Source organism: Ancylomarina euxina (assembly GCF_003863355.1).
Taxonomy (GTDB): Bacteria; Bacteroidota; Bacteroidia; order Bacteroidales; family Marinifilaceae; genus Ancylomarina; species Ancylomarina euxinus.
Genome location: NZ_QQWG01000014.1, coordinates 72,427 through 84,098, shown reverse-complemented (window position 1 = coordinate 84,098; position 11,672 = coordinate 72,427). Strand labels below are relative to the sequence as shown.

Below are 11,672 nucleotides of genomic sequence, written 5' to 3'. Positions count from 1 at the left end.
TGTTTCATTCGAAACAGCCTCTCTTTTTTGGTTCCTATCAGAGTTTATTAAGCTCAGACTAGAATCTAGTTGTATTAGATATCTTTTAGCATTAGAATTAACAATTGTAAGAGTCTTTCTATTGAAAATAGAGGCATTATTCATCGTTGAGATAAAATGCTCCGACAGAAGAAATATGGACATAAAAAAAGCCCCGATAAATCGGAGCTTTGTATATCGTAAGAATACTATTAAAGTAATTCCTTGTACTGATCAGCAGTTAATAGATCTTCAAGTTCTGAAGATTCTGCAATACTAACTTTAATAATCCAACCTTCACCATATGGATCAGAGTTTACCAAGTCTGGAGCATCTTCCAACTTTTCGTTGAATTCCAAAACTTCACCACTTAGTGGCATGAACATATCAGAAACAGTTTTTACAGCTTCAATAGTTCCAAAAACTTCTTCTTTATCCAAAGTTTCACCTTCAGTTTCAACTTCGATAAAAACGATATCTCCTAATTCTCCTTGAGCAAAATCAGTAACACCAATAAAGGCAATATCACCTTCAACACGAATCCATTCGTGATCTTTTGTAAACTTTAAATTTTCAGGTACGTTCATGATTAATTCTTGTTTATATCTGGTTCATTATTTGCCCCAAATTTACATTTTTTTTTGAACTATTGAATAAACTCTTATTTCAAATTAAGCTTTTGTTTATGTTGTTGGACATAAGTCTATTGGGCCAATGTAAAACGCACACTTACTCCAAATTCAGTTGTTGTAGTTGGATATGATAGAGACACATAGGGTTCATTTACAATTCTATCGTAATACAATCTCAGATTAAAACGACTACTTAAAACGTAATCTGCAGACATCTTAATGGTCACAACCTTCTGCCCTGAAGTCAACTGATCCACTTCATCAACAATCTTTCTAATAATGGTATTATTCTTTCTGATAGATAAATCACCACGTAGATTTAAATTACTATCAAACTTCTTCTGCCCCGAACCAGATCCAATAATTAATCCTAAATTATCAAAACGATAACCTAATCCAAAGATGAATTCACTCGATGCAACCTCAGTCAATTGTGTATTTGCAAGACTTAAAATCAAGTTACGAGTTCGTTTCATTTCAAATGTCGTGGTGAAGTTATTTTTCCACATCATATCGATATTGATCAAGGGATTAAACTGCTCGTTCATCGAAACAGAATTAGCCTCGTACATTGGAAGATAATTATCGATTAAATCGAAATTATCATCTTCTCCAGTAAAATTAAGGTTGTTATTATAAGAACCAACGTTGTAGGTCGAAGTATATGAATGATTCATATTAATCGACTTAAAATAACGCTTAACTACAGGAATCTTTGATAAACCATCAAATGTAACTCGCCAGTTTGGCATCAACTTATCAATACCAGGAAAGAGCTTATTATACTTACTTCCACCTCCACCATAGGCTTTCAAGAAAGATGGAATAAGCACTTCTTGAGAAGTTGGACCGTAACCTTCATAATAACCTGTCTCTTTATCTTTAGCATCAAGAATTGAATGTCCTTCATACCCTTCGCCCCAACGCTGTTTTGCCAGGCGTAAAGATTCCGTTTTTCTTGTATCTAAAAATTCATCAAAATAAGTTGATGAATAATCACCTGTATTTCCGATGCTAAAGAAAGCTGATTTCAGACTCATAAAAGTCATGCTGAAATTACCCGTTAAGGTCTTGTTTTTAGCATCAAAAACGGGTTGATCTGCTGTTGATGTTGTTTCATTATAGATGTAAAACTCATTTGTATTCTTTGAATAAGTTCTATTGGCATTCAGATTAATCTTTAAACCATTAATTGGCTCAATGGTCGATCGGAATGTGAAGTTCTCAGTATGCGTCATTACAAAAGGTGCATTCAAAGTAGGATCAGTTGTTATCCAACCTTTACGAGCTGCATCTGCTGCAAAATTTCTATCCTGATTACCAATCAAGAAATTAAATCCTGGAGCCTTTGACCCATTATAACTTTCACCACCAAAGAAATTTGTTTGTGGTAAATAGCCAGGTAAAGTCGTTGAGTTAGTTTCAGAATATCCCAAAGAAATATTCCTAACACTCATTCCCAATCTAAGGATACCTTCACTTGCTTTCACAAATAAGTTATCCCTCTCCTCTATTTTACCACTAATTCTGACACGTGCATTTTTCAATGATTTTTTCGAAATCACCCGCACTCGATTACCTGAAAGAGGACGGTACTCAACTCGAACTTCTTTTCCCTCCAAATCATAAACTTTAAGCTGAATATCTTTCGTTCCCAATTTGTGATAAACAGACTTACCTACATTTGCTTTAAGTTCGTCTACTTCGCCCTCAAAACTTACTTTTTCGAATTTCTTACTCTTAGTTCTATATCGTTGTGTTCCACTATACTTCTGATTGATTCTCTTCAGGAATTTAGACTTATCATAGAGATTAACCATATTCATTTGACCATTCAACTGAATATTATTCGAATTACGAACCGTATTTCCATGATTGAGTGTTTCATCCTCCAAAATTGCGCCAGCATTCCAATCATAAGATCCAGTATATCGAGTCGTCAATGATGTCCAATTTAAGAATGGAATCTTATTGATCGGCACCTTATATGTGACATTAAAATTGTGATGATATTTCACATTACGTCCACCATCCATTATATTATTCCAGATCGAATCTTTCCAAATATTATACGCATCTCGATCTCTATCCTTATCTACAATTCCATCAGGTTCATCAATTCTTGAAGTATTCGTTGCTGAAAAATCAAATTTGAGATTCTTAGTTAGATTATATTTTAAATCGTAATAACGATACCAATTGAAATTCTTATCGTAGGTTGGTGTTATCAATAGATCTGGCTGCTCAATATTTCTAGTCTCAACCTCTCTGTAATACCTTTGAATATCTGAACGAACAGAAAGCTGGGTAGGCATCAAATAAAAGTTGAAATCACGTAACAAACGCAAATAGGGTGACTTTAAGGATTTAGATTTCGTAAATGGGGAATAATTCTTTGGTCGCGAACTATAAGTATAATTCAACACACCACGATAATTCTTCTCCAAATCGCGCACCTTGTTCACATTACGAGAAAACGTTTCGTTAAAAGAATAAGTCGCAGAAAGATTCGAAACATCTAAAAGCTTCGCTTTACCATCTTGCTTTTCAATACGAACATTAGTCAAATTAAAACTCTTACGTTTGGTATAATCCTGAGCGATATGCTTAATTGAATCGCGTTCTTTCTTATTTGCAGCTTGATCAAGTGCTACATCAAGAGGTATATCTGGGTCAAGAGGATTATACTCTGGATTTGCTGTTTCTTCAGAAATGGCATAGTACATTGGTATTCTTACACCTGATTTCTCAGGGAAAAATTTACCTAATTCTAAACTAGCCGAGAAATCATATTGGAAAATATCTTCTTTGTTTCTATTATTCACACCATCTTCGATACCACCAAAACCCGCAGTCATTCGACTACCAGCCCAGGTTAAAGTTCCCAAGTCAGCTAGCTTCGTTGTCACTCGCAAGTTAGCAGCCCAACCTCCATCTTCGTCAAAATCAGTCAATCGAAGTTCATTCAACCAAACTTCAACAGCTTTTCTTTCCCCATCATCCGCATTATCGCCTTCTTGCGGATATCGAATACCAATCATGACTGTACGGACATTGGCTAAATTCGGATTACCTTTAATACTAACCTGATTATCTTCACTTATTGCTTTTGCATTTTTGTCCAGTTCACTTACATTCCTACTAAAAACAGTTAATAAATCAATAGAAGCTCCTGCTTGACGCATTTCATTATTCCTAACTTGTTTTATCCCTGAAAATAATTTCAAATCAAAATCAAAACGGTTCGCATCAGGCCAAACAATCAATCTATCATCCAAATTATTATTTGTATATCGCCCATGCGGCGTAATCTTTAGTGGAATTTCATATTCGTAGTAGTTATTCTGATAATCGGATCCCATTCGAATAAAGACTCTCAAATCATCATCTTCCAAATTTAAATTATCAATCTTCTCAGCATGAACATCCATTTTTAATTTACCATACTTACGAATATCCATATTCAGAGTCTTGTAGGCTGCTTTAGCATCCCCTTCTTCTAAATCAGTGACTTTTAATTGAATCGCTTGCTCATTTAATTGTAACAACTGCGGATTACTAGGGTCGACAACACGATCAATACCAGGAGGCAAAACGTAATTGACGGGCTCTTTCTCTGCATTTTCTTCAATATTCACAGCTGATATCTCAAAGCGAGTATCTTCGCCTGATGGTACAAGATCAGGACGAAGTGTTTGATCATATTTTCTCCAATCATCGCGAATAAGATCTAAACTGGCAAAACGTAAAACCACTTGTTCTTCAAAATTCTTCATCATCATTCTCATGAAACGAATAGAAGTAAAGTCGTTGATATTACCCAATTTAGCGTCGTACTCCTCTACTGGAACCTTAAATTGAAACCAGTTAACAGTTCCTTTTGTTCCATTGGCAAGATCAACCGTACTCTCAACCTTATTCACAATAAAGTTTTGTCCGACCTTCATCTCATCTGGAGCAAGGTGAATTTTGTATTCGTAATACGCTTCTGTTTCACTTAAAGTATTATCATGATTGATATCCTCAACATCAGGTAAAGTTGTTGCTGATGTTGGGTAGGACTCAATTGACAAATCTGCCGTAGGCGAATTACCTTCGGGGCCATTAAAGTTTTTATATCTCTCAAGAATACTCGTTTCATTAGCATCATATTCACTCCCTCTAAAATAATGGAAGTTATCAGTCGATGGGTCATTAATCGCATCAAAGTATGCTTTAGAACCAGCACCTAAATTCGCTGAATTCTGGATATTTAAGATATACTTATCAAAGAAAGTTCTCTCATCTTCAGTAGCCAAACCATCCATCCCAACATCTTGGAATTTTCGAGATTCATTATCATTATCAAATGCATTAACCAAAGATTGCACCAATGGAACACGTCCCCAAGCAGTAGTATCAACTAGAACAATATTACTACTCGTTGGTAGACCATTCTCAAAACCTTTTCTTGAGTCCCTCAAAATATCTTCAGATACATTACCTAAATTTAGTAAGATATCCCCTCCCTTATGTGTCTTATCATACACAAATGGATCCATCATCCAGAATTCAACATAAGCAATATTAGCAGCCTCAAAATCATTGGTTTCAATCTTACGCATGATACCACCCCAGCGTGTTTCAGGATTTTTCAAAGTCCCATCGGTATTCAGACCCTCAGAAATTTCTCCATACTTATCAACATCATAATTATAGGGACCCTTTTCAGAAGGATAATAAGCTAAATTCAGGACAGAAATATTCGTTGGAATACCTGTAGCCGTTTCCTTATTTGGCCAAATCTCTTCCTCATAAACCTCACGAACGTAATGATTCGATAATTGTTCTTTATCAGAACGAATATGTTTAGGTGTTGTAGATGTATTTCTATTAAAAAGTGGGTCAATCACATACCAGGCCAATTTGGCACGGTTATACCCATAGGCCAAATCATTATTTAAGTTTCCTTCTGGAAAATCAGGGTGATTTTGTGGTGTACTAGCCAAAACCCATGAATTATAATTCTTCATGTCGATTGAGGTTTCTGTTCCCTCAAAATCGTCAATATAAGCAGTTCCTGAACTTCCAATAGCCTTATTATGCCCTGGAACCAATTGAGCAAATTCACCTTCGATCGATATTTGCGACGGCTCTTTCGTCTCGATAAATGGCAACTTATCAACCAAATTAGTTAAGAACATCGATTCTGTTCTATAACTACCATTTAAACCCCATATCGTGTTGGAAATTGGCTCATCACCAATATTCACTTTCTGGGTTAGCGGTTGTTCAGATAGATGCATTACAGTTGCACCCAAGTTAAAGTCATTATTAAATTGGTAGTCCATCTGAACACCAACCAACGTTTTGGTCTGTATATTAAATAATGAATTACTTTCAGATGAAATAGTAATAGGTTGTCCTGCTTCAAGAAGAGCTTGATTGATTATTTTAACCCTGCCTAAGGTATAATCTACAGTATAGTCGATATTCTCAATAAGAATACGACCTCCAGATTTAACTTCAACCGAGCCTGGTTGTACATTTAAAGCATTTAACGAAATTTCAGACCCTCCACTAGACTTGTAGCTCCCCTTTAAAACAAACTTATTTTTCTCAGCTATTTGCTGAGCTTCATTCTGTGTTTTTGTATACAAATCATCAAAAGCATATTTATCCGCAATTGCATTATTGCTAATTTTCGATCTCAAATAAGAACCAAAAGGTTCTTTAGATGGAAAAATAATACGCCCCTTATTGGGGTAAATTGTTAAAGCATCAATAAAGTCAAACATCCCATCGGGACTAGGATCTAGTTGAGAATTTAGATTATCGAGATTTAATAGGCTCAATAAAATTTCATTCTTACCCGTTCCATCCGTATCAATATAATTCAATTGCGAACCAGCCTGATCATTCTGATACAAGACATCTAAACGAAAATCCTCAGAATTAACCTGAAAAGCTCCAATGTTATAGATATTCTTCATCATCAGCTCCCATGTTGGAAGCGATGGATTCAAGTTTGTACCTTTTATCAACTTAAGAATTAAAGATTGAGGTGCACTAACACTTGTTCCCGATAATTCACCAACCTGATAAACTTCTCCATTAGCCGTATATTGATAAGCAACAGCCAAAACTTCATCTGCGTTTAGAGATTGATTTAACGAAATAAAACCTAGACGTCTATTTAAGGTATATTCAGCTTCTGATAAAAGACGAGCATTCTCAACTTTTTCGTAATCCTTGCCAGCCGCAAATCCAGGTGCCAAAGGAGATAATGTATTTGTTACCTGATTGATATCACGAATATTCCCGTAAGTAGTGGTCATATCAAGGTAGGCGTTATTTCTAGAATTCGCGGGGTACACACCTAGCTCTGTTTGAGAAAATAGAGTAGTATTATCAATATTTGCCTGATTCTCACCTAAATCTACAAAACCGATAAAGTTTCTTGAGTCTTCGAAATTTGAATTTTTGTTCGTGATCCAAACTTCAATTTTATTAATGGTAACAGCCGAACTAACAACAGGTAATTTGGCCATTGCTTGATCGTAGTTATCGTAAAAATATTTAGATAGAAAGAAGTGACGATTGGCTTCGTATTTATCTGCAGAAACTTCGAACTCACTCTTTTGAGCTCCATTCTCCATATTAACGACCTTGGTTTCCCCTTTCTGTTGAGAAAAAACTGAGGCCACTGAAAGCTTACCAAACTGCATCTCTGTTTTTACTCCAAATAGATTCTGACCTCCAGTAATTAAAGTATTCGAAATTGGCATCGACACATTACCTGCTTCAACCTTTCTGATGATATTATCTTCATCACCATTATACTCCAGCTTCATTTGATTTTCATAGTCGAAAGTAGCTTCAGTATTATAGTTCACCTCCATCGAGAGAATATCACCCACCTTACCCGATACACTCATTTGTATCTTCTCATTAAAATCGAAACTGGTGGTTTTTCTTAGTTCCTCAGGAATGGTTGGATTATCAACCTTAGTTGTACTGATACCAAAACTCAGTTCGGCAGCACCTTGTGGTTTAATAGAAATAGCTGTATTACCGAATAATTTCCCAAATACCTTCGACCCTAAAAAAGAACGCTGATCAACACCGCTAACATTCCTGTCAGATGAAATACGCTCCATCCAATAATCTCTTAGTGTGGTTTGATTTTGCTGTGCTTGAAATTCTGCTTTCGTCAGGGAAGTTGAATTTCGATAATCCATGCCTCCAATCCGCTTCTTCAGAATATAATTTCCAGTTACAGGATCATAAACAATCGTTGTTTCAATATTAGTAGGATTCTTTAGATACAAAGGCGATTTTGCTTGGTTGGTTTTTAGCTTAGTATCGTCTTCATCATCGAAAGCATAAGGTAAGGTTTCATCCTTAGCACTTTTCTTTTTAGCCTTATTAAAAGGTGATTTCGCATTAACAATTTGTTTCTCACTCTTCACAAGGGTACTATCCTGCTGCATATTCTCAAAGAAATAGGCATCTGCTTTCAAAGAACTATCATTAAATGACAGTCCTAAGATGAATAGAAACAAAAATGATAATATGTATTTTAGTAACTTTTTCAAGAACTGGGATTTTTTTGATTCAGGTATTACAATTGTTTCAGAGCGATTTTTATTAACTCCTCAACACTTGTTGGTGCATTTGCTTTAATAATTTTGTCAAGCACTTTAGTAATAGTGTTTTTCGCAAAACCAAGCATTACTAAAGCTGATAACGCTTCTTCTCGAATTGTATTGTCCTGAGACAACACAATTTCACCCATCTCATCTTCCTTCCCAATTTTATCTTTAAGCTCAATAATAATTCGTTGAGCTGTTTTAGTCCCAATGCCTTTTACATCTTGTAACGTTTTAGAATTATTAGAGAAAATAGCCTTTTTAACCTCTTCCGATGTCAATGATGAAAGCATCATGCGAGCCGTATTAGCTCCAACACCTGAAACAGAAATTAACAAACGAAATACTTCTCTTTCTTTCATATCTTTAAATCCGAACAACAAATGAGCATCATCCCGGATAACCTGATGCAAATACAATTGAGCAGATGTATGTCCGGAAAGTTGAGAGTAAGTATTTAGAGTAATATTTATAAAATACCCCATACCATGGTTTTCTAATATTACAGCCGTTGGTGTAAGGGCATTTATATCGCCTTTTATATATTCAAACATATAGGTAAGTTTGGATGAGTTTACTCACAGTCTATTTTGAATCAGAAAAATCAATTATTTAACTGACTGTCTTTTATTTTGATGATCGGTACTAGGTGCCTTTACTTTCATCGGATCTTTACTTAAGACTTCATATTCCATTCTATTTCTATAAACATCAATAGCCATATACAAAGCTTTCTGGAAAGATTCTGGTGAAGCAACATTTGTACCTGCAATTGCATAGGCAGTACCATGAGCAGGTGAAGTTCTCACCTTAGATAAACCTGCAGTAAAGTTAACTCCTGAATCGAAAGAAAGCGCTTTAAAAGCGGTTAAACCTTGATCGTGATACATGGCAAGAATAGCATCGAACTTTGAATAGTCGTTTGAACCGAAAAAGCCATCAGCAGGATATGGACCTAAAGCCATTATACCGCTTTTTCTAGCTTTTTCAATTGCTGGAATAATCACATCTTTTTCTTCTGAGCCAATTAATCCATCATCGCCAGCATGCGGGTTTAGACTTAGAACAGCCACTTTAGGCTTACGAATACCAAAATCTTGAATCAAAGACTTATTCAAAATATCCAATTTATCGATAATCTTCTCTTCAGTAATATTCTCCGAAACTTTAGAAATAGGAATATGACCTGTTACAACCCCAACTCTCAATTTCTCGCTAATTAATAACATCAAAGATTTTCCAGAATCGATTCTAGCTTCTAGGTATTCTGTATGCCCCGGGAATACAAAATTCTTAGATTGGATATTCTTTTTATTGATAGGCGCAGTTAATAAAACATCGATATCGCCTTCTTTAAGATCCTTAACTGCTGCTTCTAATGAAGCGAAAGATGCAATACCTGCACTTGATGTAGATTTACCTAACTCAACTTTTATATTCTCATCAGTACAATTTATAATATTAATTCTTTTAGGATGTGACTCCTGAGCTGTTTTGACATTATTTAAACTAAACTCTTCAATATCGAGTGCTTTTTTGTGGTAGGCAGCAACCTTTGGCGATCCATAAATAATGGGTGTACACAACTCCAAAATTCGGGGATCCATCAAAGTTTTTATAATCACTTCGTAACCAATCCCATTTATATCACCTTGAGTTATTCCAACTTTTATCTTAGTATCTTTCATCTGTATGTATTTTATATATCTCGATTGGATTATTCTCTTTTAGAATAGAATGTTAGCGCGTAATAAACAATACTTCACTTCCATACAATCTCTAACATCGTAACTAAAAGAACAATCCGAATATGCATTACAAAAGTAATAAGATTAAAGAAAAGATCTATTATAACCACCCCACTCTATTTCAGAGATTTACAAGGAGTCGGATTATAATTTATCTGGATTTTCTTTAAAATAGTTTCGGATAAGAACTTTTTTAAGCTCTCGTTGAATGATTAATTCAGACAAAAGCTGATCCTTATCCACATTTGGATATTTTAATTCATTTTTCAGGATTTCATTTTCGCTCAAATCAATTTGATACAAAAGCAAAACCAAGCGATGATAATCCTGACTCAACATAAATCCAACATGCTCAATTATCTGAGAAAACAATTCATTATAGGCATTTTCTGGTACACCTGTGAATGTAACTTCAAAACCAAATTGATAAAAATCCTTTTCAATTTGAGCCGCAACTTGTTTTAAAATTTCAACTTTATCGCGGTACTTTGAAACTTTAATGTGATTATAGTCAGGAAGATTCACTTCGTCTATTGTATTTATTCAAGTCAAATCTGGCAAAATTACAACCAGAAACTATTTCTTCTTTTTCTTAGCAACTTTATCAACTGGAGTGTATGTGTACATAACAGCTTCCAGTTCTCTCAACAACTCACGCTTATCTTTATTTGGACGATACACGTATGCATCCATGCAAATTATACGATTATTCACACTATCTAAAAAGGAAACATTAACGAAAGGACCACCCATAAAATCGTTCTGAACTTTCCACAAACCTCTCATCTCAACAGCATAATTTCCCAGGAACTCGAAGTGGTTAAATGTAATTGGGAAACTGTGTTCCGTAACCATATAGCTCCCTTTTGATGGACCAGGAACCAAATCCTTAAGCATCGCATTTCTCATTAATAAAATCGCATCCTTATCAAAGGCATCTTCAGAAAGATAATCGTAAGTATAAATAAACATACCCTGGCTTGATTCAGGTGTTTCTTTGCGAACCCAGAAAAAATCCGGTTCCTTTTTTCCAATCTCATAACCAGATGGAAATGCCAATGTGAATTTCTTTTCTTTTTTCAAATAATCAAATATCTCTTGAACTGGCGCTTTAGACATAACCCCAATTTTACGATTACGTTCACTTCTTAAGAAATAGCTCAGAATCTTTGTTCTATTTTCCTTCAAAACCTTCAATAATTCTTGATTACTCGCAGCCTCTATACGCATATAAGCCTGTGTACGAGCATACATATTATCTTTTACAACCAATTTGGTTTCCTTTACCGAAGATGAAACTTTAATTTCCAAGATACTTCGATGTGTTTTAAACATACTTGTGAAAGCTTCCTGATTCAAATGGAAAAGGTCCATTACAGCCTCATCCTGAGGCATACCAACCTGAATATCATTAAAAATTGCTTTAATAGAATCACCTACGATACCATCCCATAAAGCTTTACTACTTAAAACCACCATTTCTCCAGACTTTCCAGTAACCGTTGGCATCAAGCCTTTAGTTGTTTTCTTGCATGAGCTGACACTTGTGATAAGAATCAAACAAATGAAACTTAACTTAATTATAGATTTCATAATTGATATTTTTTAAAGATTTATCTTTTCTAGTATTTAATAGTCTTATT

General features: G+C 35.0%; 6 protein-coding genes. All 6 read right to left on the bottom strand.

The features are described 5' to 3' along the window. Nucleotides 1-230 precede the first annotated feature (230 nt). The gene (gcvH, locus tag DWB61_RS13085) at nucleotides 231-605 is read right to left on the bottom strand and encodes a glycine cleavage system protein GcvH (protein WP_125031360.1); all 375 of its coding nucleotides are present in this window, start codon (nucleotides 603-605) and stop codon (nucleotides 231-233) included. Between the two features lie 116 nt (nucleotides 606-721). Continuing rightward, the gene (sov, locus tag DWB61_RS13080) at nucleotides 722-8,227 is read right to left on the bottom strand and encodes a T9SS outer membrane translocon Sov/SprA (RefSeq protein ID WP_125031359.1); all 7,506 of its coding nucleotides are present in this window, start codon (nucleotides 8,225-8,227) and stop codon (nucleotides 722-724) included. Between the two features lie 26 nt (nucleotides 8,228-8,253). Beyond that, nucleotides 8,254-8,835: a Holliday junction branch migration protein RuvA gene (gene ruvA / locus DWB61_RS13075; RefSeq protein ID WP_125031358.1), complete on the bottom strand. Its 582-nt coding sequence runs from the start codon at nucleotides 8,833-8,835 to the stop codon at nucleotides 8,254-8,256. A 54-nt stretch (nucleotides 8,836-8,889) separates the two neighbouring features. Next, complete coding sequence (gene pdxA / locus DWB61_RS13070; RefSeq protein WP_125031357.1) at nucleotides 8,890-9,969, bottom strand: 4-hydroxythreonine-4-phosphate dehydrogenase PdxA; 1,080 nt, start codon at nucleotides 9,967-9,969, stop codon at nucleotides 8,890-8,892. A 204-nt stretch (nucleotides 9,970-10,173) separates the two neighbouring features. Then, on the bottom strand, nucleotides 10,174-10,554 hold the full coding sequence (locus DWB61_RS13065) for a hypothetical protein (RefSeq protein ID WP_125031356.1): 381 nt from the start codon (nucleotides 10,552-10,554) through the stop codon (nucleotides 10,174-10,176). A gap of 51 nt (nucleotides 10,555-10,605) precedes the next feature. Next, nucleotides 10,606-11,622 carry a DUF4837 family protein gene (locus DWB61_RS13060; RefSeq protein ID WP_125031355.1) on the bottom strand — a complete coding sequence of 339 codons (1,017 nt, stop codon included), beginning with the start codon at nucleotides 11,620-11,622 and terminating at the stop codon, nucleotides 10,606-10,608. Nucleotides 11,623-11,672: the final 50 nt, after the last annotated feature.